Raw genomic sequence first — 26,150 nt, 5'->3', positions numbered from 1 at the left:
TCCTTTTAAAGCGAGAGGTTAGCGTTCTTCTCGATAACTTCTCGAGCCAAGTCATTATAGGCCTGCGCACCTTTGGATGCGGGGTCGTAGTCCAGCACAGGCATCGCAAAAGACGGCGCTTCGCTGACGCGAACGTTGCGCGGGATCTTTGTCTTAAAGACCATCTCACCTAAATTCTCACGAGCATCGTTTTCGACCTGCTGTGATAGATTATTCCTCGCGTCAAACATCGTAAGAACCACACCTTCGATCCGTAGATCAGGGTTCGCCGTTTGACGGACTTCGCGCACCGTCAGCATCAGCTGGGATAGCCCTTCCAACGCGAAAAATTCACTTTGCAGAGGCACAAGAACAGAATGCGACGCCACCATCGCATTCACAGTGAGCAAGTTTAGCGAAGGAGGACAATCAATCAGGATAAAGTTGAAGTCGTAATCGTCCATCAAAGGCTGACGTAACGCGTCATGCAACAAAAAGCTCCGCTTTTCGTTCACCATCAGCTCGATATCCGCGGAACTGAGATCAACTGTGGCCGGAACAATCATCAAACCATCCGTTTTGGTTTTCTGGATCACCTCTTCAAGCGTGACGTCATCTAGCAAAAGCTCATAAGTCGTCAATTCGCGGGAACGTGCATCGACACCTAAGCCTGTAGACGCATTTCCTTGCGGATCTAGATCAATAATCAGCACACGGAGCCCTTCGGCGACCAATGACGCCGCGAGGTTAATCGTCGTTGTCGTTTTTCCAACACCACCTTTTTGGTTAACGACAGCAACAATTTTGGTGTTTGTTGCACGCGTGGGGTCAGACATGATTAATCTCATTTACTTTCAAAATAACGGCTTCGACGTTAGTTTCACTAGTAATAGCTTCGCATTCAAAATGCCATGAGTCGCGCGCCATATTAACTTCTTTTTCCCATCGTTGACCTTTTGGGAATAGGCAATGTCCGGTCTTAGCTAAGTGAAGCTTCGCATATTGAAGCAACATAGGCAGATCAGAAAGAGCGCGCGCAGATAGAGTATCAGCGTTTTGCGGACTAATCTCTTCAATCCTTTGGGCGATGACGGTGACTTTAACACCTGTTTCGCGCGCGACGGTGCGGAGGAAGGCGCATTTTCTTTGATCACTTTCCACCAAAGTAAACTGTGTTTGAGGCGCAAGTTCCTTCGAAATTATTGCAAGAACCAGACCTGGGAACCCTCCACCTGATCCAAGATCGACCCATTTCAGTGTTTTTGGGTCAGCGAGCTTAAACATCTGTGCCGAGTCAACAATATGGCGAGTCCAGATATCGTCCAAGGTACTACGAGACACCAAGTTTATCTTAGGATTCCACTTCTTCAGAAGCTCTACATATATCAAAAGTCTCTCAAATGTTTCACGTGAAACATTCAAGTTACCAATCCGCTGCTCCATTTAGGCCCGCTTTCTTTGACGAAGCTTAGCCAACAACAGCGTGAGCGCCGCGGGCGTCATACCATCAACACGGCCTGCTTGAGCAAGGTTCATAGGCTTAACCTGACCAAGCTTCTGCTTCAATTCGTTAGATAGGCTGTCGATTGAGGTATAATCGAAGTCCTTAGGAATGTTCTGCGCCTCGTCCCGCTTCAGCGCGTCTACGTCCTTCTGTTGGCGGGCTATGTAGTTGGAGTACAACGCATCCCTTTCAACCTGCTCACGGATAACCTTCGAAGTCTCTGTCAGCTCTGGGAACAGGCTCAACACATCTTCAAACTTTACATCAGGAAACGCCAAAACTTGAATACCATCGCGACGATTTCCATCTTGATTCACCGAAACTCCGCCTGCGTTAATCTCTTTCGGTGTCAATGACTTACCCTTAAGAGCACCCACCACGCTCGCGATCTGCATTTTCTTTTCTTCAAATGCTAAACCACGTTCGTCACCGACACAGCCAAGCTCCATACCCAAGGGCGTAAGACGCTGATCGGCATTGTCGGCGCGCAACGAAAGACGGAATTCAGCACGAGAGGTGAACATACGATACGGTTCAGTCACACCGCGCGTTGTGAGATCGTCAATCATCACCCCAATATAACTGTTCGTGCGGCTAAAAATCACAGGATCGCGACCTTGAGTTTCCAAGGCAGCGTTCAAACCAGCGACGAGGCCCTGCGCGGCGGCCTCTTCATATCCTGTTGTACCGTTTATCTGGCCCGCGAAGAAAAGGCCTTCTACACCTTTAACGCTCAAACGAGCATCCAAAGCTCGTGGGTCGACATAGTCATATTCAATCGCGTAACCCGGCTGTAGGATCTTCGCTTCCTCCAAGCCTACAATTGTTTGAACGTAAGCGTTTTGCACATCCTCTGGCAGGCTTGTAGAAATTCCATTTGGATAAACAGTGTGATCATTAACGCCTTCAGGTTCCAAAAAGACCTGATGGGACGTTTTGTCGGCGAAACGGACGATCTTATCTTCTATCGAAGGACAATATCGCGGACCAATACCGTCGATATGGCCACCATACATCGCACTTTTCTTGAGGTTCTCCTCGATTAACAGATGCGTACGCATATTTGTATGCGTGATGCCGCAGTTTACCTGTTGCGCTGTGACACCTTTGGACAAGAAAGAAAATAGCACAGGATCTTCATCGCCCGGCTGGCTTTCCAGAATGTCCCAATTGATCGTACGACCATCCAAGCGCGGCGGAGTACCTGTTTTTAGACGTCCGAAGGGAAGCTTGAAGCTGTCGATACGCTCAGCCAGCTTGATAGATGGCTTATCCCCCATGCGGCCACCCGGTTTTGAGACATCACCGATGTGAATGACGCCTCGCAGGAAAGTTCCCGTCGTTAGAACCACAGCACTACAACGCAATTGGGTTCCATCGCCGAGAGCTACACCAACAACCCGAGCGTCTTCCATCAAGAAATCAACGGCCTCCCCCTCAACAATCGTCAGGTTTTCCTGCGTTCCGATCTCTTTCAGCATTTCAGCGCGATAGATTGCTCGATCTGATTGCGCTCGCGGCCCTTGTACAGCAGGCCCTTTGCGACGGTTTAGTAAGCGGAATTGAATTCCAGCCTTATCAGCAACACGCGCCATAACACCATCAAGCGCATCTATTTCGCGAACCAGGTGACCCTTACCAAGACCACCAATCGCTGGATTACAGGACATAACGCCGATACCATCCTTGGACAGCGTCACCAAAGCAGTACTGGATCCCATACGCGCAGCAGCGTGAGCGGCATCACAACCCGCGTGACCACCACCAATTACTACAACATCGAAATTCAATTGTTTCACGTGAAACATTCCTTACTTACCAAGACAGAAGCTTGAAAAAATTTCATCCAAGAGATTCTCGACATCTACATGACCTATCAAACTGTTCAAAGCACGAATAGCGGAACGCATATCCTCTGCGACCAAATCGTAATGGTCAGGACCAAGATCAAGACCTTCTTTAGCGGCACTCAAATACTGCTGAGAGGACAACAGCGCTTGCCGATGCCGTTCACGCGTTGCAATTCCAGCGCTGGCTGATCTATCCAAAAGCGTCGTTGAGATAGCATTAACCAAATGATCGACGCCTTCCCCGGTCTTACCTGAGACTGACTGAAGGGTTCGACCGACAGACAAATCTGCTTTACCCAGCATTTCAAAATCACCAGAACGCAGTTCAATCGGGAGCTGCTCCTCCATGGTCGACTTTAAAAAAACCCGCAGATCAGCCTTTTCAGCACGTTCCAAAGCGCGATCTATACCGATCTTCTCGACGAAATCTTCAGTTTCTCTTAGGCCAGCAGTATCCAGAATAGTCACAGCAAGACCATTAAGATCGAGCTTAACCTCAATCACATCGCGTGTTGTTCCCGCGTATTCAGAGGTGATCGCAGCGTCACGTCCCGCAATTGCATTCAAAAGCGTGGACTTGCCAACGTTCGGTGCGCCAATAATCGCGACTTCAAATCCTGTGCGAATACGTTCAGCAGTTTTGACGCCTTCTGCTTCCCTCGTAATCGCACTTTCACTACGCTCAAGCAGGCCAAGAACTTCTGGCGTCACATCGATGGGAACATCTTCGTCCGCAAAATCAATTGTCGCCTCTAACAGAGACGCCGCACGGATCAGATCATTACGCCAAATTTCCGCTGTACGGCCTAGATCACCAGCAAGCACCCGGACCGCTTGTTTACGTTGCGCTTCCGTCTCCGCGTCTATGAGATCTGCGAGGCCTTCGACTTGTGCAAGATCCAGCTTTCCATTTTCTAGAGCGCGTCGCGTGAATTCCCCCGGTTCTGCCAAACGCAGACCAATGACGCCACCAAGCAACTCCATCATCCGCGCGACAATCGCGGTGCTCCCGTGGAGATGGAATTCAACGACAGGTTCGCCCGTAAAACTTTTACGATCTTCGAAAGTCAAAACAAGCGCTTGATCGATTAAAGTGCCCTGCAGATCTGTCAGATTACGCAGTGCAGCTTTGTGACTAGCAGGCAGATTTTTGCAGAACGCTTCACCCGCATCCCACGCGTGTGCACCAGAAATACGAATAACAGAAACACCGGCTTTACCTTGCGCAGTCGCGAGAGCAAAAATCGTGTCCATGACACCTGCCCCAATTGGTTGTTAGGTGTTCATTGAATCAAAGAACTCTGCATTGCTCTTTGTTTGTTTGAGCTTGCCAAGCAGGAATTCAACAGCGTCCGTCGTGCCCATTGGGTTGAGAATACGACGCAAAACGAAGGTTTTCTGCATATCAACTTTATCGATGAGCAGGTCTTCCTTACGCGTACCAGACTTGAGAATATCAATCGCCGGATAAACGCGCTTGTCAGAGATTTTGCGATCCAGAACAATCTCAGAGTTACCCGTACCTTTGAATTCTTCGAAGATGACCTCGTCCATACGCGAACCTGTGTCGATCAACGCTGTTGAGATAATTGTAAGAGAACCACCCTCTTCGATGTTACGCGCAGCACCAAAGAAACGCTTTGGACGTTGCAGTGCGTTCGCATCAACTCCACCTGTTAGGACCTTACCAGAGGAAGGCACCACAGTGTTGAAGGCTCTACCAAGTCTTGTGATCGAATCAAGTAGGATAACTACATCTCGCTTATGCTCAACCAAACGCTTGGCCTTTTCGATGACCATTTCAGAGACAGCTACGTGACGCGTCGCTGGCTCGTCAAAGGTGGAAGACACAACTTCACCCTTCACCGAACGCTGCATGTCTGTAACTTCTTCGGGGCGTTCATCGATCAAAAGCACGATCAAATAACATTCTGGATGGTTGGCTTCGATGCTTGCCGCGATGTTTTGCAGCAGAACAGTTTTACCAGTACGTGGCGGCGCAACGATCAAACAACGCTGACCTTTACCGATAGGCGCAACCAAGTCGATAATACGCGCCGAGCGATCTTTGATGGTCGGATCTTCGATTTCCAATTTAAAACGCTCATCAGGATAAAGCGGTGTGAGGTTATCAAAAGCGATCTTGTGCTTCGTCTTCTCAGGCGCTTCAAAGTTGATCTGCATTACGTTGATAAGCGCGAAGTAGCGTTGATTGTCGTCAGGCGCAGTGATCACGCCATCGACTGTATCACCTGTGCGCAAGGAATATTTGCGGATCATTTCAGGAGAGACGTAGATATCGTCAGGACCCGGCAAGTAGTTCGCTTCAGGTGAGCGTAGAAAACCAAAGCCGTCTTGAAGGACCTCCAGAACACCGTCACCCATGATCTCCCAACCTTCATCTGCGCGTTCACGCAAGATTTGGAACATCATTTCGCCCTTACGCATGGTGGATGCGTTCTCGATCTCCAGCTCTTCAGCCATGGAAACGAGGTTTTTAGGGCTTTGCGCCTTAAGTTGCGAAAGTGTGAGCGAATTTTGTGTCATGAAATATCCTTGGGCAGCACACCATTTTGGCGCTACGCAATCAGGTTAGAATTAGGAGATGCACGTGTGTCCCGAACGGGCGCGCGTTAGAGGTCTGATACAGACCTGTCGCAAGCGAGTCAAATACGCTCTCAGAACTTCACAACGACCGATACAACGATAAGAACCATCAAAAGGGTGGGTACCTCATTCATGAGGCGATACTGACGCCCTGTGAGGTTATTTGTGCCGTTAATGAAATCTTTACGACGTTTACCTAACCATTCATGGAACCCAGTCATCGCAATCACGCTGATCGCTTTCACCCAAGGCCACCACATCGACCAGTCGACAATTCCAGGAGTAAAGACCAAGCATAAGCCAAAAAGCCAAGTCGCGATCATTGCAGGTTGCATGATCACTTTGAACAGCTTCATTTCCATATCTTGATAGGTCTCATGTAAAAGACTTGTCGGATCATCACGCTCTACATGGTTCACAAGCAATCTTGGAAAGTAGAAAAGCCCTGCCATCCAAGAGATCACTGCCATGATATGCAGTGACTTGATCCAAGGATAGGCGGAGGCGAGCAAATCTGACATGCTCTATCCTTAATAATAATAAATAAAAGATAAAAGGTTGATGATTAAGTAGGGATCACTCTTTCTGTGGATTATTGAGTTTTCCCCAGAAGTTTGAACATGTTGATAAGCTTGTAATAGAATAGCTATAAGCAACATGATATGTTAATTTTAATTATAAATCAATAAGTTACTACATTTCGTTATGTGGATAACCTGGGGACATCGAGCGTATCATTCCCCGCCTCGAGGAAATGTAGCTCTCCAAAGTTATCCTAATCCACAGAGTAGTAATCGGTGTGCATTTTCGTGGCGTGGCGCAGAACTCCCCAGCTTGCCAAGTCGTGTGGAGTTGCGCAGTAATGCTCCTTAATAAATCCTCACCTTCATCCACGGAATTATCCACATGCCTGCGCCCCTTATCCTCGCCTCTGGTTCTGAAACGCGTCGTGAGATGTTGCAGAACGCGGGGCTAGAGATCGACGTGATCAAGCCCCGCGTTGATGAAGGCATGATGCGAGATGCCATGTTGGCGGAGGAAGCCAATCCGCGCGATATTGCAGATGCGCTGGCGGAGATGAAAGCACGCAAGATCAGTGAAAAGCACCCTGACCGTTTGGTGCTAGGTTGCGATCAAGTGCTAGATTTTCGTGGAACGCTCTATTCTAAGGCGACGTCAAAAGAGGAAGCTGTGCAACACCTGACCGAACTGCGCGGCGCGCGCCATTCTTTGTTAAGTGCCGCGGTGCTTTATCAAGACGGCAAACCTATTTGGCGACATGTTGGTCAGGCGCGCCTGACCACACGCGTTTATTCTGATGCCTTCATAAGCGATTACGTGGATCGCAATTGGGACGAGATCCGTCATTGCGTCGGGTGTTACCAGCTTGAAGCCGAAGGCGTGCGCCTGTTCGCGCAGGTCGAGGGCAATCATTTTACTGTTCTTGGCCTTCCCCTTATTGAGCTGGTCAATTATCTCACCCTCAAAGGGGTACTCCAGCAATGAGCGATCAGAAAATTCCATTGGCGGGCGTGATTGGTCACCCGATCGCACATTCCAAATCGCCGCAGCTGCATGGGCATTGGCTGAAAAAGAACGGTATCAAAGGTCACTATATTCCGATGGATATCGCACCTAAAGATCTAGAAAGCGCGATCCGCTTGTTGCCGAAAATGGGGTTTGTCGGCGTCAATGTGACGATTCCGCATAAAGAAGCAGTGCTGAAAATTGCAAACCTTGTGACGGATCGTGCCAAGCTGATTGGCGCTGCAAACACGTTAATTTTCTGCAAAGACGGTAAAATTCACGCGGATAACACGGATGGCTACGGGTTTATGCAAAACTTGCTGCAATCTGCACCAAAATGGGATCCGCGCGCAGGCTCTGCAATGGTGCTTGGTGCTGGTGGTGCTGCACGGGCAGTTTTGGCGTCTTTCATTGACATTGGTGTGCCTGAAATCCTGCTTAGTAATCGAACACGAGAACGTGCGGAAACACTCAAGGCTGATTTTGGCGATAAAATTACGGTCGTGGATTGGGTACAAGCCGGCAACGCTATGGAGGGGGCTAATGCAGTGATCAACACCACCTCCCTTGGTATGATTGGAAAACCTGAAATGCGCGTTCCTCTGGATGCGCTCGCGCCAGGGATGTTGGTGAGTGATTTGGTTTATACCCCTTTACAAACCAAACTTTTGCGCGCGGCGACAGAGGTAGGCGCGACGGCGGTGGATGGCCTCGGCATGCTTTTGCACCAAGCGACACCGGGATTTGAGCGTTGGTTCAAAGTGAAGCCCGAAGTTGATGATGAACTGCGCGCGGTAGTGTTGCGATGAGCTTTAAACTTGGTCTCACCGGCTCTATCGGTATGGGCAAATCCACGACGGCACAAATGTTCGCAGATGCAGGCTGCGCCGTTTGGGATGCGGATGAGGCTGTGCATCGGCTTTATGCGCCAAATGGTTTGGCGATTGTGCCTGTTACTGAGTTGGTTCCTGATGCCTTGAATGGTGATATTTTGGACCGCGAGATACTGCGTGATGCTATTCGCGCAGATACGATGCTTTTATCGAAGATTGAAAAGATCGTGCATCCATTAGTCGGGCAAGACCGTGCTCGCTTCATCGAAAATGCGACTGCCGACATACTGGTTTTTGATATTCCGATCCTCTTTGAGACAAGTGGTAACAAAGCGATGGATGCTGTCGCGTGCGTAAGTGTCGATGCAGATACACAGCGTACACGTGTTCTGGCGCGTGGTAGCATGAGCGAAGAGGATTTTCAGATGATCCTGTCGCGTCAAATGCCCATTGAAGAAAAGTGCGCGCTTAGTGATTACGTGATCGAGACCAATTCACTGGACCATGCACTAACGCAGGTTGTAGCGATTGTTGAGGACATCAAAAGGAAGCTGCAAAATGCGTGAACTGGTATTGGACACGGAAACAACAGGCTTTGATCCGCAGCAAGGTGATCGCATCGTTGAAATTGGCGCGGTTGAGTTGATTAACCAGATGCCAACGGGGCGCACGTATCATCAGTATATCAACCCCGAACGCGCCATGCCGGATGACGCGTTTCAGGTACATGGATTGGGCGATGATTTTCTTCGTAATAAACCCGTGTTCAAACAAATTGCGCAGGAATTTTTGGATTTCGTCAAGGATGACACAATGGTCATTCATAATGCGTCTTTCGATATGAAGTTTTTAAACGCTGAGCTGGGTTGGCTCAACATGAAGCAATTACCGATGGAGCAAGCGCTCGATACTCTGGCAATTGCACGCAAGCGTTTTCCGGGTTCGCCTGCGTCACTGGACGCTTTGTGCCGTCGCTTTAATATCGACAATTCAAACCGAACGCTGCATGGCGCTTTGCTCGATTCCGAAATTCTCGCGGAAGTGTATTTGGAATTGTTGGGTGGCCGTCAGCCCGGCCTCGTTCTTGCCAATTCTGGTGGCAGCGCGAGTGGTGGATCAGAGGAAACTTGGCGCGCATCCAAACGCCCTACCCCACTTCCCTCTCGGATCACTGAGAAAGAAACCAAAGCGCATACAGCCTTCGTTGATAAACTTGGCGAGGATGCGCTTTGGTCTAAGCTTAATTAGGCTTGGCTTGCGCTGCTGCGTCCGCTTGACGACGTGCAATTTCATTGCGGTACAAAGAGACAAAATCGATGTTCTCAAGGTTGAGCGGCGGAAAGCCACCATCACGCGTCACGTCTGATACTATACGGCGTACGAACGGAAACGTCATACGCGGGCATTCGATCAACAAGAACGGGTGCATTTGATCTTCTGGCACACCTTCGATGTGGAAAACGCCTGCGTACTCTAGCTCGAGCAAGAACAACTGCTGCTCGCTTTCCTTAACCTTGGAACTGATCTGAACCTTGGTGATCACTTCAAACTGATGCTCGGCAGTGCGCTTTTTCGCGTCCAGGTTCACCTGAACGCTGACGTCTGGGTTTACTTCGCCCTGAATGCCCTTCTGTGCTAGAATGTTTTCAAATGACATGTCGCGAATGTACTGCGCAAGGATGTTCATCTTGATCTGTGGCGCTTCTGGGGCTGCTGCCCCCGCTGCTGCTGTTTCGTTTTCAGCCATTGGAAATCTCCGGTAAAATGTCAGTTGGCACGGTGCTTATCAGCAAGATGCTTGGGTCTCAATGCTTGGTCCAACCCGAAGGTGGCGCATTCGGATCAGGTGGCACTTCTTCGAATTCACCATCGATAATGTCCGCTTGTTGCGAACGCTGACGCGGATGGCCGCCCATTTCAAAACTCTGGACTTTGATGCGGGATTTGAGATCGCGAAACACAGCGGACCGTACGCCCGGAATAAGCAGTGCAAAACCAACAGCATCGGTAAAAAATCCCGGTGTTAGCAAAAGCGCGCCGGATACAAGGATCATAGCCCCGTGAGCTAGAGGTTCGGACGGATCAGAGAGCGTTCCAAACGATTGTCGCAGGTTGTTCATCGCCAAAGCGCCCTGCGTTTTGACCAAAAACGTGCCAATCACGGCCGTCAAAATAACGATTCCGAGTGTGGACCAGAGACCAATAGCCCCGCCAATTTGGATAAACAGAGCGATTTCTATCAAAGGAACCGACAAAAAGGCCAAAAATAACCACATCTTTAGTGTTCTCCTGTCACTTGGGGGCAGAGTGGACTTGACCGCCGCCCTTGCGTACATAAGTCCTCAAGTAACGTGTTGCTATGCTTTAGAGGACGACCCATTCATGAATTCGCCCATCATCCAGCTTTTGGTGCTTGCCGGCATCGCAGTTTTTCTTATTTTGCGTCTTAAGAACGTGCTTGGAACGCGGGAAGGCTTTGAGCAGCCGCCGGCCCAAATACCCTCTGGTCGCAAACGTCCCGAGTTTGAAGTCATCGAAGGTGGTCCCGATCCTGATATTTCGGATCACACCGAAGATATGCCTGAAGCAGCGGGAGCATTGGAGAAGATGAAAGCAGTAGAGCCATCGTTTGGCGTGTCTGATTTCCTTGGCGGCGCGCGTGGTGCTTATGAAATGATTCTCATCGGGTTCGAGCGTGGCGAAATGGCAGACATCAAGCCGTTCCTTGGTGATGACGTCTATGCCAGCTTTGCGGAAGTCGTTGAAATGCGTGAAAAGCAAGGACTGACTGTTGAGGCCGAGTTTGTCGGCATTCGCGAAATGTCATTGGCTGATGCGACATTTGACGACGAAAAAGGCATTGGAGAGGTCTCGGTAAAGTTCATCGGCGAAATGACATCTGTTGTGCGTGATAATGCGGGTGAAATCGTTGAAGGCGATGCGAAAAAAGTGAAGCGTCAGAAGGACATTTGGACATTCGCGCGTAAGATGGGGTCTGATGATCCAAACTGGCAACTTGTTGCCACCGGCGAATGATCCGTGCCCTTAGGGCATCACTATTCGCAGGGGGCGTCTTAATGAGCGCCCCTGCGCATGCGGAAACCGTTTACAGTATTCTCGATTTCAAAGAACTTGATGGTTGGGCAGATGACGATCATCAAGCGGCGCTTGATACGTTTCGCGACACATGTCGCGATATGAAAACACCCGATTGGCGAACGTTATGTCGCACCGCAAATGATCAAAAGAACGCACGCGCGTTCTTTGAATTGTTTTTTCGCCCCTTACTGATTCAAGATGGCAAAAACGCGATGTTCACCGGCTATTTTGAACCCGAACTTGACGGATCACGCACGCGCACTGCGCGCTACAAATATCCAATTTATGCCATGCCGCGCGATGCGAAGACTGCGGGTCAATGGTACACGCGGCGACAAATTTTCGAAGATGGGGTGATGGATGGTCTCAACCTAGAGATTTGTTATGTCGATGATCCTGTTGAGCTGTTCTTTTTGCAAATCCAAGGCTCAGGCCGTGTGCGTTTGCCGGATGGTAGTTTTCTGCGTGTTGGATTTGGTGGGTCGAACCGCCACAATTACCGCTCGATCGGGCAGGAAATGGTACGGCGAGGGATTTATGAACCACATCAGGTTTCTGCAGAGGTGATCAAGAATTGGGTGCGACGTAATCCCGAAGATGGCAAAGAACTGCTGTTTCACAATCCGTCTTATGTGTTTTTCCGTGAAGTTAGCGAAGTACCTGCTGACAAAGGCCCGCTTGGTGCGATGAACCGCTCTATCAAGACGATGCGATCTATTGCGGTTGATCCGAAATTCACACCTCTTGGAGCGCCCGTTTGGATTGAAAAGGATGGGAAAGCACCCCTCCGTCGATTGATGATTGCGCAGGATACTGGGTCTACGATCAAAGGTGCGCAGCGAGCGGATGTGTTCTTTGGGACTGGTGATAAAGCGGGTAAAGAGGCTGGGAGCCTTCGTGACACAGGTCGCATGGTTGTGCTGATGCCGATCCAGCGCGCCTACGCCTATTTGCCAGAGAACGTTCAGTAAGATGTCGCGCCGCCGTGTGAAGCAGGACGAGCTTGATCTATGGAATCAAGTGGCGAGCACGACAGAACGCCTTGCCCTACCGCGGCGTAGCTTGATCGTTGATGCGCCTTTGCAAGAGGCCGCCAAAAAGCGCGAAGCAAGGCCGATTGCACCATTCACTTTGGGTGCTTTACCAACCTCTACCCGCGAAATGCGAGATGTCTTGCCTGCGCTCAGTGAGCGTTTGCGTAGCGCACCCGTCAAAATGGACGCGAAATCTTACAAGACGATGCAGCGTGGCAAGCTCAAACCCGAAGGGCGTATTGACCTGCATGGAATGACTGTCGCACAGGCGCATCCGGCTCTGATCTCTTTCATTATGACTGCGCAAGCGAATGGCAAACGCCTTGTTTTGATCATCACTGGCAAAGGCGGCAAGCGCGAGGAGTTGGGAGTAATTGCGCCTCAACGCATGGGCGCGCTTAAGCGGCAAGTGCCGATTTGGCTGACAATGGCACCTGTGTCGTCCGCGGTTTTGCAGGTGACCGAAAGCCATATCAAACATGGTGGCGCTGGCGCGTACTACGTTTATTTACGCCGTGCTCGATAACGATTTTCGCGCGTTTGAGACGCCGATCCAAATCGAAATTGACGTGAGTACAAAGTAGAAAGCGACCCATGCGTATTGAGCTTCGAGCCCAATACCAAAGTCGATAAGAATACCGGTCAGCCCCGGCCCAAGCGCAGAGCCAAGCACCATGACAGCAGCCGCAATCGCCTTGATCGCGCCTAGGTGTGCGGTGCCGTAAAACTCTGCCCAAAAGGCGGCAATCAGTGTCGTTTGCGCGCCAGCGGTGAGTGCGAGGAAAAAGAAACCCCAACCAAGTCCTAAGATGTGAGTCGAAAATATTCCAAAGGCCGCGACCATAGGAAGTTGGTGATAGGGCAGCAAACGTGGCGTGCCAAAACGATCGACAAGCATCCCTGTTAAGATCATCGCTATCACAACCATCGTGGTAAAAAACGGGAAGTAACTGACCATCTGCATCGTGCTGATTCCAATGACCGACGCATAATGTACCTGATGGAAAAAGAACGCCGTGCTGAACGCCGACGGCCCAAGGATCGCAGGCACCATCAGCCAAAAGAGCGAATGTTTGAGCATTTCATTTCGGCTCCAATGCTGCCCATCCATCCCGAGGCTTGTGCTGCTCTTAGTCATTGACGCAGGCGTGCGTTCTTTTGATAAAAGCATCATGAGAATTGGAATGCCGAGCAGTGAAATACCAGCGCAGAGCAGCCAGATCACATGCCAATCAAGAAACCCCATTAGTGCGACAACGGCGATTGGAAGGAAGGCTTGCCCGATAGAAAACCCTAGCGCGGAAATCGACAAAGCGCGTCCGCGCGTCGCAACAAACCATCGCGCCATAGCGACAGCGGCTATGTGGCCCATCATGCCTTGTCCGGTCAGGCGCAACGCGAAAATCACAAACGGAAGCGCCCAAAGCCATGGATTTAACGCCATCACGACGCAGGCTAGCGCAAGGGCGAGTAAGCTAAGCGCACCTAAAGTGCGCACTCGAAAGACGTCTGCTTGTCGCCCCGCCCAAACCATCACTATTGCCGAAGCCGTCGTGCCGACAGTGTACATCGAGCCCCAACCACCATGGCTCAGATCGAATACGCTTTGAATATCAGCGGCAAAAAGTGCGATGAAAAAGGTTTGTCCAAAGCTGGACAAACAGGTCAACAGCACGCCTGCACTTAACCATCTGGCATTTTCGCGCAGATAGTTCGTCAGGCTGCTCACGCGCGTTTACAGAACATAGCGGGACACGTCTGTAGAGCGGGAAAGCTCGCCTAAATAAGTCTCTACAAAGCTGGAATCGACGGAAATCGTTTCACCCCCTCGATCAGGTGCAGTGAAGGAAAGTTCTTCGAATACACGCTCAAGTACGGTGTAAAGACGGCGTGCGCCGATGTTTTCGACGCTTTGATTAACCTCTGCTGCGATCTTCGCCAGTGCGGCGATACCATCATCTGTGAAGGATACGATCACTTCTTCGGTTTGCATCAACGCTGTATATTGGCGCGTCAGAGCGTTGTCTGTTTCTGTCAGAATGCGAACGAAATCTTCCTCTGTCAGCGCGCGTAATTCAACGCGGATCGGTAAGCGACCCTGAAGTTCGGGCAACAGATCTGACGGCTTGGCGATATGAAAGGCACCGGATGCGATAAACAGGATATGATCAGTTTTCACAGGGCCATGCTTGGTGCTGACGACTGTGCCTTCTATCAAGGGAAGTAAATCACGCTGCACCCCTTCGCGGGACACATCGCCGCCACGCGCATCGGAGCGTGTGCAGACTTTGTCGATCTCATCAAGGAAGACGATGCCATTCTGCTCCACCGCTTCCAAAGCAGCGCGCGTCACGCTTTCATCATCAAGTAGCTTGTCAGCTTCATCGCCAATCAGCACATCGTAGCTTTCCAAAACGGTCATCTTCTTGCGTGTTGTGCGCCCACCCATTGCTTTGCCAAAGAGGTCACCAATGTTCATCATGCCCATGTTAGAACCCGGTTGTCCCGGAATTTCAAAACCCGACATGGGGTTGGAGGTATCCGAGATTTCTAACTCGATCACGGTGTTATCTAACTCTCCAGAGCGCAGTTTTTTGCGGAACATCTCACGGGTTGCATCACGCGCACCTTCGCCTGCAATTGCTTCGATCACGCGCTCTTCGGCGGCTGCTTGGGCCTTGGTTTTGACATCTTCGCGCATATATTCGCGGGTCTCGCTGATGGCATTTTCGACAAGATCACGGATGATCTGTTCAACATCGCGACCCACATAACCAACTTCAGTAAACTTGGTCGCTTCGACCTTGATAAACGGTGCACGAGCGAGCTTGGCGAGGCGGCGAGAGATTTCCGTCTTACCAACGCCAGTTGGTCCGATCATCAGAATGTTCTTTGGATAGACCTCATCGCGCAGATCATCGGCCAACTGCTTGCGGCGCCAACGATTGCGCAGGGCCACGGCAACAGCGCGCTTCGCATCGTTCTGGCCAATGATGAAGCGATCAAGCTCCGAGACAATTTCGCGGGGGGTGAGGTCGGTCATAGTGAAGTCTCCGTCAGGCCCCATGGGGGTAGTTTGTCTTTGCCGGGAAAGTCGGGCAATGCATCCATGATGCGTGTGCGCAGCCCTTCCCATTTTGCGCCCATCAGGACGAGTCCTAGGCCAAGAATAAGGATAACAATCGCTGCATTTCCTTCAAGCACAGCGATTGCAATCGCCACGATGTAACCGATTCCAGCCACCAGAAAGCTACGGCGATCAATAATCATCGCAAAGACGGCCATAGCAGCAAGGAAGGCAAGTAGGATGATCTGCGCCGTGATTGTTCCGCTCTCAAAAAGCGTCAGTGCGATGGTGTTCACAATTGCTGGGGCTGCAATCACATGCAGCCAGAACCCAGCGGACGCACGGCGTGTCACGCGATGTGGATCGGACATGTCGAAACGCAACGCGATGGCGAGGCCGATGAGGCCCAAGATAATCGTGATGTAAGCGTATGGACCATCATTTGTGAGCATAAAGAAATCGTTAAAGCTGGGTGTGTTAACACCGCCTTGTACGACAAGCGCACCGATGCCGATGAACACACCGAGCGCGATGAAAAATACGGTGATGGGAATGCGGAACACAGCATAAAACGCGATAAGAAGAAGGACAGAAAGGGTCACTGCGAAAGCGATCATCGACGCGCCAGCGAAGCCAAATAGATTGGAGAGGCTCGCGCCGATTTGCAAACCACTCAGCGCCATCAAGACAACCAGCATGATTGATGGTGCAACCATGCGGCGTTGCAAAGTGAAATAACGTGCGAGGAAATAGGTGACGACAACGGAAATAACACCGTAGATTAACGTACTGAGGTTAGCTTCATCAGACAAGAAAATGTTGATCCCTGTCAGTCCCATCCATCCAGAATACAAAATGACGAGGCCGATAACGATAAACACCTCGTTAAAGCCGCGAAACAGCTCGAACGGTTCATCGAGACCATCCATATTTTCGCGTGTTCCACGACGACTATCAGCCAGCGCCATAAGTGAAGCGGCTTGCGGCTCTGTCAGAATGTTGGACGCAACGGCGGCGCGAATATCGTCCTTATCAAGGCTCATGCTTTGATAGTTTCTACAGTGAGTTTACCGTTGGTGTAGACGCAAATGTCAGACGCAATCGACATCGCTCTGCGCGCGATCTCTTCAGCAGTGCTATCACCCTCCATCAAGCTACGCGCAGCGGCGAGCGCGAAATTACCGCCAGAACCGATAGCCGTGACATCATGCTCCGGCTCTAAGACATCGCCAGCACCAGTGATCACGAACAGATCTTTGCCATCCGTGACAATCAACATCGCTTCCAGTTTTTGTAGATACTTATCTGTGCGCCAGTCCTTGGCGAGCTCAACAGAGGCGCGCGCGAGTTGACCGGGGGTCGCTTCCAGCTTCGCCTCGAGCCGTTCCAACAAAGTAAAGGCATCGGCGGTAGAACCAGCAAACCCACACACAACATCGTATCCACCAGGGGACAAACGGCGCACTTTCTTCGCCGTTCCTTTGATCACTGTCTGCCCGAGAGAGACTTGACCATCGCCCGCAATCACTACTTCGCCGCCTTTGCGAACGCCGATAATCGTGGTGCCGTGCCAGCCGGGAAATTCATTGCTGCTCATGCGCTCTCTCCATCTTTGTTGGTGTCTATATGGCGAGGCGAGCAGGATGGTGCAAGAAAGCAGCCTAAAAAAGAAAAAGGGCGCACCGCTGGTACGCCCCTTCATCAATCTATCAACACGATTTAGATCGCGTCGTCGATCCAGCTTTGCAACGCTGCTTTTGGTGCTGCGCCCGCGCGGTTGGAAACAACTTCGCCGTCTTTGAAGATGAACAAAGCTGGAATGCCACGCACACCCATTGCCGCTGCGGAGTTTGGGTTGCTGTCGACATCGACCTTCACAACCTTAACCTTATCCCCGTATTCAGTGGACAATTCTTCCAGCGCTGGGCCGATTTGTTTGCAAGGGCCACACCATTCTGCCCAGAAGTCGACAACGACTGGAACGGAGGAATTTTTGACTTCTGCGTCAAATGTGGCGTCTGTTACGGCTACTGTGGACATGGGAGCGTCTCCTAAGGAATATCGCGGTAAATCTTGAGCTGCAAACTAGGTATTGGGGGTCGCGCCGTCAAGGAGCATAGATGCACCCGCTCTGTGCATTGCTGGATCAACATGGCTCGCAGGCAACTCCATTAAGCTTGCGTTACGGGTCCAGATAATGGCAGTGCGAATGTGATGTGACGGATACACTTGTTGCAAAGCAGCTCTATAGGCCCCCATCTGCCGCAAAATACTCTCGGGGCAATGGGCCGCATCAGCGGGCACCGCAGCGTTGGTTTTAAAATCAATTACCCAAACGTCGGTGTCGTTCACAATAAGGCGATCAATGATACCATGAATGGGTTTGTCCGAAAGGCCGGGCAAAGTGGCGGTGATTGGCACCTCAGACAGCGTACCATGATCGAAGATGAAAGATAGGTTAAGGGCGGTGATTACCTTTGTTGCCTCAACGATAAGGTCGTCAAGGTCGGGTGTGTCGGTAAGCAGCGTTTCAGCAATAGCGGCCCACTTATCGATGGGCGTTTGCGAGAAATGTTCGAGAAGTAGATGCACCCGTGTGCCGCGCAGTTTCGCGGCTTCTTCATCCAAACCAGTTTCGCTTGGCAGAGCCTTTGCACCACCAAGGTTTGACGGGCTGATCGTCGTTTCACTGGGTACGATTATTGAAATTACTTCGCGAAACAGTGGATCTAATTCGATCGATTGTACGAGCGACGTTTGCTTAGGGGCCTCTTCAATATCGCCCCAGGGTACAGGTTCAATGCGCAGTCCTTTGCCAAAGGTAAAGTCATGTTCCACATGTGGGCGCTTGCGCGCAGCGGAACTCACAAGTCCGTACCAGCTTTCATCGTCAGTCTTGCCAAGGTCACCTGCCGCTCCCAAAATTAACCATTTCTCAGCGCGCGTCATCGCCACATACAACAGGCGCATCCGCTCTTCCGCTTGGCGCTCTTCGCGTTTTGCTTTGGCGGTCTTTATGATGTCGGGCGCATCTTCATTGCGCACGCTCCATCCCACCAGATCATCCATTTTGATTAAGGAACCGCCACCAGGACTTTTACGTTTTTGCGTCTCCGGCATGATTACAATCGGTGACTCGAGACCCTTCGCACCATGCACTGTCATCACGCGAATTTCGTCTTTATCTTGGCTAAGTTGGCGCTTGATCGTCAGGTCATCGCTTTCCATCCACGTGAGAAACCCGGTCAGCGAAGGAATGCGTGACCGCTCGAATGACAGCGTCTGAGCAAGGAGCGCGTCAATTCCGTCTTCCGCTTCTCGTCCAAGGCGGCCAACGAAATGACGACGTCCATTGTGGCGCGTTAAGACGCGTTCAATCAGATCATACGGACGAAGAAAATCTGCCTGTTTGCGTAAGTCTTCAAGCGTGTGAAGCACATCGGGATGCATGTCCTTTCGCGAGCGCAATTCTTGCCACAAGAAAGGTCCACTGCGATCATGGGCAAGATCGAAAAGCTGCTTTTCGCTCCACCCAAACAGTGGGGATTTTAAGACAACGGCGAGGGCATAATCATCCTCGGGCGTCGCCAGAAAGCTTAACAAAGCTTGCAAGTCGCGCACTGCCATTTCAGCACCAACTTTCAGGCGATCTGCGCCAGCAATCGGCAGGCCCTTGGCTTTGCACGCACGAATGATTTCTTCGAACAAATCAGATCGACGTTGAACAAGGATCAAAACATCGCCTGCGCGCACTTTGCGAAAGATCCCTTTGTCAAAAATTGCTTCGCCCATAGGTCCAGTCATGCGCGCAATTTCATCTGCGATGCGGCGCGCCATCAGGACGGTTTCATCGTTCTCACCCAACTTATCGACCGTATCCGACCAATCGCCGCCATCGAGTTTTTCAGCTTTTGGAATGGCGGGCCAAATGTCGACGCGACCAGGTGGGCCACCTTCAAACGCAAGATGATTAGAACCGCTAAAACCGGCTGCGGGATGGCCTTCAAACACTTTATCGACCAACTCCAAAATACATTGGGAAGAGCGGAAAGAGTAATGCAACTCAGCAGGAACCAAGGGAGAATTGGTGGGGCGTAGCCGCACATCAAACTCGCTACGCATGCGGTCGAACTCACGCGGATCAGCACCTTGGAACGAATAAATCGACTGTTTTTTGTCACCGACCACAAAGATCGTCCGTGGCACCTCACCTCGTGCGCCATCACCTGCTGTAATTTCGGAGGTCAGTCGTTCAATCACATCCCATTGCGTCGGGCTGGTGTCTTGGGCTTCGTCCACCAGAATATGATCGATGCCGCCGTCTAGTTTATAGAGGACCCATTGCGCCATTTCAGAATTGGCGAGGAGATCGCGTGTTTTCAGGATGAGATCGTCAAAATCAAGCCATCCGCGCGCCTGTTTGCTTGACTCATACCGCTTGAGAAAAGAAGCGGCGAAACGGTTGAGGTGCAGCGTTTTCTGAACCGCCGCGAGCTTTAGGCGTGAGCTGCGCGCGGCCTCAACACGAAGGATCCAAGCATCGAGCGCATCTTGATGTGCGACGAAATCCTTTTGCACGCCTTTTGCGGGGACCTTCCCGACCTTGGCGCTGCCATCTTTCTTCAGGAGAAAGGCATCTTCCAAGACTGGCAAAGCGCTCGCATCAAGTGCGGTGATCGTGGTTAACTTTGAAGCCATTTTCACGTCCGTCACGCCCGATGTGTTAAGCACATTGACGAGCGCTGAGAGCAGATTCGCCTCACCGCCCATAAAGACGGAGGCGGCAATTTGTTCTTCGTTGATCAAGGGGTCGAGATCATATGCGGCAAATACTGCATCGTCGGTTGGCGGCGCGATCAATGCAGTGCGTTGCCCAACAATCTCACCGCTGAGTTCAGTCAGATCATAGGCGCCCGTTACCGTCGCAAGATTCAAGATCAATGTCGCATCTTCGCTGGACGCCATCTCTTCGATCAACTCTTCGCGCAGCAATTCGGCGGCGCGCTCTTCTATTTCGGCGAACTGTGGGCTGACATTTGCCTCTAGCGGAAAGCGCCGCAAAACGGTGGAGCAGAAGGAGTGGATCGTTTGGATCTTCAAACCGCCGGGTGCTTCGATTGCAGCCGCAAAAAGCGTGCGGGCCATGCGAAGGTCTTCTGCACCGATTGAGCCTTCTTCGCCCAATTCTTGTAGCGCTGCGCGCAACGCCTCGTTCTCAAGCATCGCCCATTCGCCAAGGCGTTTGAACAAGCGGTTCTGCATCTCTGCGGCAGCGGCTTTGGTGTAGGTTAAACACAAGATACGTTCTGGCGGAACTTGGGCAAGCAACAGGCGCGCGACGCGATCTGTCAACACGCGGGTTTTGCCGGACCCAGCATTGGCGGATAACCACGTAGACATGTGCGGGCGCGCAGCATCAACTTGGGCTTGGGTCGCGTCATTCCGTGTGTTCATGAGCGCACTCCACCATCGTCGGGCAGATCCGTTTCATCCCATTCGCCAAAGCGTGAAAGCTGATCGTAGCGTCCGAAACTCTTGGATTTTTCCATCGCACGTCGGGCCGTAAAGCCTTTATTAGACTCTTGATAGTCAGAAATCAGCTTGTAAAGTTCTGCCCAAACTTTTGCTGTTGGTTTGTCATCCAAAGGCGCTTCCACTGATTTTGTACCAGAGCCGACGCCAAGATATGTCGCGCCCTCAATGTGTCGTGGATGTAGGTTATAAAAGTCACCGCGCTCTGCCATTGCGGCCTCTAGCAAGAGTTGCATATCGAAGGCGAGCTGCTGTGGTTTGCTCGGAATTGTGCCTGTCTTGTAATCAAATAAATACGCGCCACCACGTTCGTCTAAATCAATGCGGTCAGCTTTGACGGTAAGCGTGAAACCAAGTTCGGTTAGCGTGCTTTTGCCCTTCACTTCCAGGCGAGACGACACAGCAATCTGCTGCCTTTCGCGTTCTTCAGCAACGAAATCGTTAGCCAAACGTGCGATGCGGGCGGCCCACATCAGGCGCGCAGAAGGCCAATCCACATCGCTATCAAATATACGCTCCGCGTGCGCCATGAGATCAGCAGCAGTATCCCCTTTGTCCCAACTGCGTACGAAGTCTTCAAACACCTGATGCACTGCAATCCCGCGCAAACGCGCATCAGCGGTTTTCACGAGACTATCGAGCGGTGCCAATCGCAAAACATGCTTGGCATAGATCGCATAAGGATCGCGTACGAGCGTTTTGATTTCTGTGACTGACAGCTGATTTGGCCGAACTTCAATCGCGGGTTTTGGGGAGGGGCGTTTAGCCTGGTGCGCCTCAATAGGGGTCTCAAGCTGATGTGCGCGTTCTAGCCATTCATTGCCACGCGCTTGCATTTGCTCAATTGCGACTGGGCCGTCTTGATCAGGCAATCCGTTCATCAAATTAGTTAACCGATTGAGCCATCGCGAGGGCACGGTTTGCGCATCATCAGAGCGCTGGGCGCGGGTTAGCCAAACTTCAGGCGCGGCAATTGCTTGTTGAAAATCATGTGCAGACAGGCCGATACGGCGTTCAGGCAACAAAAGCCCTGCATCCGCGCGCATGCGTCGGTTGAGCCAAGGATCGGGGCTGGGTACTTCGGGCCAGCTACCCTCGTTCAGACCAGCGAGTATCAACAAGTCCGCGCCTTGAACACGCGCCTCGAGGGTTCCCCAGATCAACACGTTCGGATGACCAGTATCAGGATTGCGCACCTCGCTGCGCGACAGAACACCACCGAAAAGATCAGCGTAATCACGTGCAGAGAGATCTGGCAAAGCATCCAAATTGGAACGCAGCGCAACCCATTGCGACATTGCCTCCCGGCCTGCGCCTTCTTTCCAAAGGTCACCCGTGCCCACATCTTGCGCCCCTTGGGAGATGCGTTCAGCTAAATCTATGTGACGTTCGGCTAGCTCGACTGCGTTCTGAGGACCATCGCAAAGATGCCCGCAAAATGTGTTTGCGACCCAGTCAATCCAGCTTTGAGCACCGTCCAGCTTGTTATCTTTCGCCCAAGCAAGAAGGCTGTCTTTGGCCGGGAAAGCAGGGCCGTTCTTGCGGATCGAAAGCTCTAGCTCGCGGGTTAACAAAAGATGCGTTCCGCGCTCTGAACCCGTATGTGTCAGGGGGTGCTTTAGCAGCGTCAGCAAAGCTTCCGCATCAAGCAGTCGCGTGAACAACTCAAGCACATGACGCAAAAATCGACCCGGTGGGGAAAGCTGCAACGGCAAACCTGCGCTATCGTCAGGTTTGATATCCCAGCGATCTAAAGCCGCGGTGACTTGACGGGTTAACATGCGATCCGGAGTGACAAGTGCGGCCGCTTTTCCCTGTTCAGCAGCAAAGCGAAGCCGCATTGCGATGGCAAGCGCTTCTTCGCGGCTTGTTTGCGGTTCCAAAAGTGTGACGTGCTGCATTGCGCTTGTCAGGTCGCCCAGTTTAGGACCGTCGCGCAGCCATCCGTCTGTCACGGGAACGGGGCGCAAAGCGAGCGAGACAACCTTATTGCGGGCGGTGTCCACTGGAGGCGTATCATGCCAAAGCGGTACGGTTTTTGGATGCATGGAAAGGGATTTCAACAGGTTTGCAAAGCGATATTGCGGGTGATCTTCTGGGTCCATGCGCGTTGGGTGATCCGCGATCAGCTCTTCCCAAACTTCGTGTGGCGTATCAGTGTCAAAGCCGGGCAGAATGACGGCACCCTGAGGAAGTTTTGAGATGGCTTCCATCAGCAAAGCAGTGGTGCCGCGTGACCCTGTTGAGCCGGCCAAAATTACAGGATGTGTCGGCGGATTGATCTGCCAACCCGCAATCTGGGCAAGAACGACAGCGCGTGAGCGTGCCTCGCTATCGGGACGTACTTGCGAGAGATCAAGGAAGCGACCAACGATGCTGATAAACTCTTGCGCGCGCGCCCAATGGCCGGAAATGTCGGTAACTTCGAGGTTTGAAATATCCTCTAGCGATACGCCCTCGCCCTGCATTTCATCCATGAGACCAGCAAGTGAATCCGCCAAATCAAAAAGCGAACTGCGGGAGGCCAAAGCAGGATTGCGCCGCAACAATGCGTCAACCAACGCGATGAGTTCGATGCGTCGCGAAAGGGGGGAGACCGCTTGGGGGATCGAATGAAACTTGGGGTGTTTTCCGATGTCCCCCAGCAGAGTGATCTGCGGTAAAAGCTTGGCTTTTCCATCGATGAAAAGGGTGCTCACACGCCGCCGCATCCGCGCTGTATTCAGGATGATCTGTATCTGCGCGATGTCGGTCGGCGCATTATTTTGAGTACGATCTAGTACGCCCTTAACAAGCGCCTTTGGAAAATCAACGCCAAGGCCGAGTGCAAATATGCGTGGGGTTTCTTGTGCCTCAAACATCGCGGCCTGCGAGCATGGCTTCGGCCAATTGCACACCCTCTGGCGTCCCTACATCACACCATTTGCCATCAAACTCTAAACCGTACATTCGGTTTTCAGCGAAATATTTTTCCCAGAGAAGCTTCACCGAAAAGGAGCTTTGTTCAATCTCGTTGAGGGCTGCAGTCTTGACGATTTGAAGGCCCGTATAGATGCTGCCCACGCCGTAAGAGAGTTGTCCATTCTGCGCCAAATGCAAATTACCTGGCCCGTCATGACCAATTGCATTCGACTTAGGAACACACAGTAAGAGCGCGTCCATTTTGGCAGGATCCCACGCCTTCAGTAGCGCCTTCAGTGGATTTTCACCGTTCCAAACCGCATCTGTATTCATGGTAAACACAGGGCTATCGCCAAGTATGGGCAACGCGTTCTTAAGTCCGCCGCCAGTTTCTAAAATCTCGCCGGCCTCTTCGATAATCGTTATGTCGTCTTGGTCTCTGAAGTGAGCTTTGATTTGCTCAGGAAAATAGTGACAATTCACTACCCTCGTTTCGAGGGTGACCGCCCCCACCTCTGCCAAAGCGTGATCAATCAATGCGCGACCTGCGACTTGCACTAGTGGTTTGGGCGTGTTCGCTGTAAGCGTGCCCATGCGTGTGCCAAAACCGGCAGCGAAGAGCATTATAGCGTTGGGACTGTCGCGCATTTGTCTTTCAATCGTTGGAGGGTTTCTGGCGTAGGTGTGGGAAGCGCTGTAGTGATTAGGTCGGCGACATTCGCGTTAACTGGATGGTTAAGATCGCGCTGGATGAAGCTCCAAACGCGCGGGATCAAATCAATATAGGAGGGCTTTCCAAAGTGCATCGAAAGCCGCGCGAAGACACCCAGAATGCGAAGGTTACGTTGCAGGCCAAGCAGATGATAAGCGTCACGAAAATCTTGCGCATCCGTTCCAGAGGCCTCGATGTAATGGGCGATCATTTTCTCCTCAATTGCTTCGGGCACATCGCGGCGCGCGTCTTTAAGCAGTGAAACGAGATCATAAGCGGGGTGGCCCAGTTGTGCGTCTTGGTAGTCCAACAAACCAACGCGTGCGATGCCCCCACGCTCTGGTAACCAGAGTAGATTTTCTGCGTGATAGTCGCGCTGGATAAGAACGCTAGGTGGACTAATTTTAGTTTTTAATAAGGCAAAAAATGCATCAGAAAAGCTGACTTTGGCGTCAATGTCTACCGCGTCGGATGCACCGCGTTGATACCAATCAAAGGCGAGCGCAGCCATGTTGGTCATGACCGTTGCATCGTATGGTGTGAGGGTTGGTGGTGCCGCATTGTGAAGGTGGAGCAAAGTGTCAGTTGCTGCAGTGTAGAGCGGTTCTTCAAGTGTGTGGTCCTGCGCAACAACCCGCGCAAAAAGCGCATCACCAAGGTCTTCGATAATCAAGATGCCTTGTGCGGGATCGGTGGCGAAAATCTCTGGGGCACTTAGATCGACACTGCGCAAGTAGTTCGTGATTCTGACGAAGGGGCCAACATCGTTGCCAAGTGCAGGATCTGCGTCCATAAGCACTGCGACCCGACCATTATCACCGGGACCTAGTCGCAAGTATTTTCGCATCGATGCATCGCCAGCAAGGGGCGCGTATTGTGCGGATTTCCAATTTGTCGTCCTTAGAAATCCTGAAATTACTTGTTCGCGCGTGGTCATAGAAGGGCTTTCAAAATTCGGGATCTTAGCGCCTGTGCGCCGCCTGAGAATGATATCTGACGCGTGTCATCATTTGCCAAAGTGGTAAAGGAGAGGATGATTGCATCGGGAGGCGACAAATTTGCCATTCGATCAGGCCATTCAATCAAACAAATTGTGTCGCTGAAGGCTTCGGTTAAGCCAAGTTCCTCTGCTTCACTTGGGTCGTTCAGACGATAAAGATCGGCATGCCAAACCTCGCCCACGTTTGTGGTGTAGGTTTGTACAAGCGTGAAAGTGGGGGAGGGCACGTCTTCTGGGTGATCCTGCAAAGACTGGATTAGGGCGCGTGCGAAAAAGCTTTTGCCAGTCCCGATGTCACCTTGCAAAAGCAGCGTGTCACCAATGCGCAACTGAGCACCGACGCGCACCGCGAGGTTTGCAGTCTCCTCAGATGTATTGAGGGTTTGGTTTGGTAGCTCGATCAACATGTGATCAAGCTACGGTGCTTTCGAGGGAGGGGGAACCGCGAATTGTGTTTACGCAACCGCTGAATTGGACGCGGTGAGGCGTTTTGTAGGGATCGCGA

General features: G+C 51.5%; 25 protein-coding genes. 7 read left to right on the top strand and 18 right to left on the bottom strand.

What is annotated here, in order from left to right; genetic code table 11:
* Positions 1–5: 5 nt before the first annotated feature.
* From QZ280_RS07360 to QZ280_RS07335, 6 genes are all read right to left on the bottom strand, one after another.
* Positions 6–815: a ParA family protein gene (locus QZ280_RS07360; protein WP_293442006.1), complete on the bottom strand. Its 810-nt coding sequence runs from the start codon at positions 813–815 to the stop codon at positions 6–8.
* A complete protein-coding gene (gene rsmG, locus QZ280_RS07355; RefSeq protein WP_293442003.1) occupies positions 808–1,422 on the bottom strand; it encodes a 16S rRNA (guanine(527)-N(7))-methyltransferase RsmG in 615 nt (204 codons plus the stop codon). The genes QZ280_RS07360 and rsmG overlap by 8 nt, the downstream gene beginning before the upstream one ends.
* Complete coding sequence (gene mnmG, locus QZ280_RS07350) at positions 1,423–3,291, bottom strand: tRNA uridine-5-carboxymethylaminomethyl(34) synthesis enzyme MnmG (RefSeq protein ID WP_293441999.1); 1,869 nt, start codon at positions 3,289–3,291, stop codon at positions 1,423–1,425. It abuts the gene before it with no gap.
* A 3-nt stretch (positions 3,292–3,294) separates the two neighbouring features.
* Positions 3,295–4,587, bottom strand: coding sequence for a tRNA uridine-5-carboxymethylaminomethyl(34) synthesis GTPase MnmE (gene mnmE, locus QZ280_RS07345; protein WP_293441996.1), 1,293 nt, complete (start codon positions 4,585–4,587; stop codon positions 3,295–3,297).
* Positions 4,588–4,608: 21 nt separating this feature from the next.
* Positions 4,609–5,880: a transcription termination factor Rho gene (gene rho, locus QZ280_RS07340; RefSeq protein ID WP_293441993.1), complete on the bottom strand. Its 1,272-nt coding sequence runs from the start codon at positions 5,878–5,880 to the stop codon at positions 4,609–4,611.
* A gap of 131 nt (positions 5,881–6,011) precedes the next feature.
* A complete protein-coding gene (locus QZ280_RS07335; RefSeq protein WP_293441990.1) occupies positions 6,012–6,461 on the bottom strand; it encodes a CopD family protein in 450 nt (149 codons plus the stop codon).
* Between the two features lie 385 nt (positions 6,462–6,846).
* Between QZ280_RS07335 and QZ280_RS07330 the strand changes: the two genes are divergently transcribed.
* From QZ280_RS07330 to dnaQ, 4 genes are read left to right on the top strand one after another with little or no spacing between them, the layout of a single operon-like run.
* Positions 6,847–7,446, top strand: coding sequence for a nucleoside triphosphate pyrophosphatase (locus QZ280_RS07330; protein WP_293441987.1), 600 nt, complete (start codon positions 6,847–6,849; stop codon positions 7,444–7,446).
* A complete protein-coding gene (locus QZ280_RS07325) occupies positions 7,443–8,276 on the top strand; it encodes a shikimate dehydrogenase (protein WP_293441984.1) in 834 nt (277 codons plus the stop codon). The genes QZ280_RS07330 and QZ280_RS07325 overlap by 4 nt, the downstream gene beginning before the upstream one ends.
* The gene (gene coaE / locus QZ280_RS07320) at positions 8,273–8,866 is read left to right on the top strand and encodes a dephospho-CoA kinase (RefSeq protein ID WP_293441981.1); all 594 of its coding nucleotides are present in this window, start codon (positions 8,273–8,275) and stop codon (positions 8,864–8,866) included. Before QZ280_RS07325 ends, coaE begins: the two co-directional genes overlap by 4 nt.
* Positions 8,859–9,548, top strand: coding sequence for a DNA polymerase III subunit epsilon (gene dnaQ, locus QZ280_RS07315; RefSeq protein ID WP_293441978.1), 690 nt, complete (start codon positions 8,859–8,861; stop codon positions 9,546–9,548). The genes coaE and dnaQ overlap by 8 nt, the downstream gene beginning before the upstream one ends.
* On the opposite strand, the gene secB is transcribed toward dnaQ, so the two are convergent.
* A complete protein-coding gene (gene secB / locus QZ280_RS07310; RefSeq protein ID WP_293441975.1) occupies positions 9,541–10,047 on the bottom strand; it encodes a protein-export chaperone SecB in 507 nt (168 codons plus the stop codon). The two genes, dnaQ and secB, sit on opposite strands and share 8 nt — an antisense overlap.
* Before the next feature lie 58 nt (positions 10,048–10,105).
* Positions 10,106–10,576, bottom strand: a complete 471-nt coding sequence (locus QZ280_RS07305; protein ID WP_293441972.1) for an FxsA family protein — start codon at positions 10,574–10,576, stop codon at positions 10,106–10,108.
* Positions 10,577–10,682: 106 nt separating this feature from the next.
* Here QZ280_RS07305 and QZ280_RS07300 point away from each other — a divergent pair, with 106 nt between their 5' ends.
* From QZ280_RS07300 to QZ280_RS07290, 3 genes are read left to right on the top strand one after another with little or no spacing between them, the layout of a single operon-like run.
* Positions 10,683–11,336, top strand: coding sequence for a Tim44/TimA family putative adaptor protein (locus QZ280_RS07300; RefSeq protein ID WP_293441970.1), 654 nt, complete (start codon positions 10,683–10,685; stop codon positions 11,334–11,336).
* A 41-nt stretch (positions 11,337–11,377) separates the two neighbouring features.
* Positions 11,378–12,370, top strand: a complete 993-nt coding sequence (locus QZ280_RS07295; protein ID WP_293441968.1) for a murein transglycosylase A — start codon at positions 11,378–11,380, stop codon at positions 12,368–12,370.
* Position 12,371: 1 nt separating this feature from the next.
* Positions 12,372–12,959 (top strand): Smr/MutS family protein, encoded by a 588-nt coding sequence (locus QZ280_RS07290; RefSeq protein ID WP_293441966.1) that lies wholly within the window; start codon positions 12,372–12,374, stop codon positions 12,957–12,959.
* Here the strand turns inward: QZ280_RS07290 and QZ280_RS07285 are convergent.
* The 10 genes from QZ280_RS07285 to tsaE all read right to left on the bottom strand — a co-directional run bounded on the left by QZ280_RS07285 (position 12,942) and on the right by tsaE (position 26,052).
* Positions 12,942–14,162, bottom strand: a complete 1,221-nt coding sequence (locus QZ280_RS07285; protein WP_293441964.1) for an MFS transporter — start codon at positions 14,160–14,162, stop codon at positions 12,942–12,944. The two genes, QZ280_RS07290 and QZ280_RS07285, sit on opposite strands and share 18 nt — an antisense overlap.
* Positions 14,163–14,168: 6 nt before the next feature.
* Positions 14,169–15,476 carry an ATP-dependent protease ATPase subunit HslU gene (gene hslU / locus QZ280_RS07280; protein ID WP_293441961.1) on the bottom strand — a complete coding sequence of 436 codons (1,308 nt, stop codon included), beginning with the start codon at positions 15,474–15,476 and terminating at the stop codon, positions 14,169–14,171.
* The gene (locus QZ280_RS07275; protein ID WP_293441958.1) at positions 15,473–16,543 is read right to left on the bottom strand and encodes a hypothetical protein; all 1,071 of its coding nucleotides are present in this window, start codon (positions 16,541–16,543) and stop codon (positions 15,473–15,475) included. The genes hslU and QZ280_RS07275 overlap by 4 nt, the downstream gene beginning before the upstream one ends.
* Positions 16,540–17,097 (bottom strand): ATP-dependent protease subunit HslV, encoded by a 558-nt coding sequence (gene hslV / locus QZ280_RS07270; protein WP_293441955.1) that lies wholly within the window; start codon positions 17,095–17,097, stop codon positions 16,540–16,542. The genes QZ280_RS07275 and hslV overlap by 4 nt, the downstream gene beginning before the upstream one ends.
* 122 nt (positions 17,098–17,219) lie before the next feature.
* Complete coding sequence (trxA, locus tag QZ280_RS07265) at positions 17,220–17,540, bottom strand: thioredoxin (RefSeq protein ID WP_293441952.1); 321 nt, start codon at positions 17,538–17,540, stop codon at positions 17,220–17,222.
* Between the two features lie 45 nt (positions 17,541–17,585).
* Positions 17,586–20,954: a double-strand break repair helicase AddA gene (addA, locus tag QZ280_RS07260; RefSeq protein ID WP_293441949.1), complete on the bottom strand. Its 3,369-nt coding sequence runs from the start codon at positions 20,952–20,954 to the stop codon at positions 17,586–17,588.
* Entirely contained in the window at positions 20,951–23,893 is a 2,943-nt protein-coding gene (gene addB / locus QZ280_RS07255) for a double-strand break repair protein AddB (RefSeq protein WP_293441947.1), read from the bottom strand. The genes addA and addB overlap by 4 nt, the downstream gene beginning before the upstream one ends.
* Positions 23,886–24,581 carry a nucleotidyltransferase family protein gene (locus tag QZ280_RS07250; protein ID WP_293441944.1) on the bottom strand — a complete coding sequence of 232 codons (696 nt, stop codon included), beginning with the start codon at positions 24,579–24,581 and terminating at the stop codon, positions 23,886–23,888. Before QZ280_RS07250 ends, addB begins: the two co-directional genes overlap by 8 nt.
* Entirely contained in the window at positions 24,557–25,582 is a 1,026-nt protein-coding gene (locus tag QZ280_RS07245) for a phosphotransferase (RefSeq protein ID WP_293441941.1), read from the bottom strand. Before QZ280_RS07245 ends, QZ280_RS07250 begins: the two co-directional genes overlap by 25 nt.
* Positions 25,579–26,052, bottom strand: coding sequence for a tRNA (adenosine(37)-N6)-threonylcarbamoyltransferase complex ATPase subunit type 1 TsaE (gene tsaE / locus QZ280_RS07240; protein ID WP_293441938.1), 474 nt, complete (start codon positions 26,050–26,052; stop codon positions 25,579–25,581). Before tsaE ends, QZ280_RS07245 begins: the two co-directional genes overlap by 4 nt.
* Positions 26,053–26,150 lie beyond the last annotated feature (98 nt).

This window comes from Planktotalea sp. (genome assembly GCF_018607995.1).
In the GTDB taxonomy this organism is placed as follows: domain Bacteria; phylum Pseudomonadota; class Alphaproteobacteria; order Rhodobacterales; family Rhodobacteraceae; genus Planktotalea.
The sequence above is the reverse complement of the archived record's forward strand: the minus strand, read 5'-3'. Positions and strand labels throughout refer to the sequence as shown.

Coding starts and splice junctions, on each gene's coding strand:
- rsmG (WP_293442003.1), bottom strand. CDS start 1,422: ATGGAGCAGCGGATTGGTAACTTGAATGTTTCACGTGAAACATTTGAG.
- tsaE (WP_293441938.1), bottom strand. CDS start 26,052: ATGTTGATCGAGCTACCAAACCAAACCCTCAATACATCTGAGGAGACT.
- QZ280_RS07305 (WP_293441972.1), bottom strand. CDS start 10,576: ATGTGGTTATTTTTGGCCTTTTTGTCGGTTCCTTTGATAGAAATCGCT.
- QZ280_RS07300 (WP_293441970.1), top strand. CDS start 10,683: ATGAATTCGCCCATCATCCAGCTTTTGGTGCTTGCCGGCATCGCAGTT.
- QZ280_RS07360 (WP_293442006.1), bottom strand. CDS start 815: ATGTCTGACCCCACGCGTGCAACAAACACCAAAATTGTTGCTGTCGTT.
- mnmE (WP_293441996.1), bottom strand. CDS start 4,587: ATGGACACGATTTTTGCTCTCGCGACTGCGCAAGGTAAAGCCGGTGTT.
- QZ280_RS07245 (WP_293441941.1), bottom strand. CDS start 25,582: ATGACCACGCGCGAACAAGTAATTTCAGGATTTCTAAGGACGACAAAT.
- hslU (WP_293441961.1), bottom strand. CDS start 15,476: ATGACCGACCTCACCCCCCGCGAAATTGTCTCGGAGCTTGATCGCTTC.
- QZ280_RS07290 (WP_293441966.1), top strand. CDS start 12,372: ATGTCGCGCCGCCGTGTGAAGCAGGACGAGCTTGATCTATGGAATCAA.
- QZ280_RS07330 (WP_293441987.1), top strand. CDS start 6,847: ATGCCTGCGCCCCTTATCCTCGCCTCTGGTTCTGAAACGCGTCGTGAG.
- rho (WP_293441993.1), bottom strand. CDS start 5,880: ATGACACAAAATTCGCTCACACTTTCGCAACTTAAGGCGCAAAGCCCT.
- dnaQ (WP_293441978.1), top strand. CDS start 8,859: ATGCGTGAACTGGTATTGGACACGGAAACAACAGGCTTTGATCCGCAG.
- mnmG (WP_293441999.1), bottom strand. CDS start 3,291: ATGTTTCACGTGAAACAATTGAATTTCGATGTTGTAGTAATTGGTGGT.
- trxA (WP_293441952.1), bottom strand. CDS start 17,540: ATGTCCACAGTAGCCGTAACAGACGCCACATTTGACGCAGAAGTCAAA.
- secB (WP_293441975.1), bottom strand. CDS start 10,047: ATGGCTGAAAACGAAACAGCAGCAGCGGGGGCAGCAGCCCCAGAAGCG.
- addB (WP_293441947.1), bottom strand. CDS start 23,893: ATGTTTGAGGCACAAGAAACCCCACGCATATTTGCACTCGGCCTTGGC.
- QZ280_RS07250 (WP_293441944.1), bottom strand. CDS start 24,581: ATGCGCGACAGTCCCAACGCTATAATGCTCTTCGCTGCCGGTTTTGGC.
- addA (WP_293441949.1), bottom strand. CDS start 20,954: ATGAACACACGGAATGACGCGACCCAAGCCCAAGTTGATGCTGCGCGC.
- QZ280_RS07325 (WP_293441984.1), top strand. CDS start 7,443: ATGAGCGATCAGAAAATTCCATTGGCGGGCGTGATTGGTCACCCGATC.
- coaE (WP_293441981.1), top strand. CDS start 8,273: ATGAGCTTTAAACTTGGTCTCACCGGCTCTATCGGTATGGGCAAATCC.
- QZ280_RS07335 (WP_293441990.1), bottom strand. CDS start 6,461: ATGTCAGATTTGCTCGCCTCCGCCTATCCTTGGATCAAGTCACTGCAT.
- hslV (WP_293441955.1), bottom strand. CDS start 17,097: ATGAGCAGCAATGAATTTCCCGGCTGGCACGGCACCACGATTATCGGC.
- QZ280_RS07275 (WP_293441958.1), bottom strand. CDS start 16,543: ATGAGCCTTGATAAGGACGATATTCGCGCCGCCGTTGCGTCCAACATT.
- QZ280_RS07295 (WP_293441968.1), top strand. CDS start 11,378: ATGAGCGCCCCTGCGCATGCGGAAACCGTTTACAGTATTCTCGATTTC.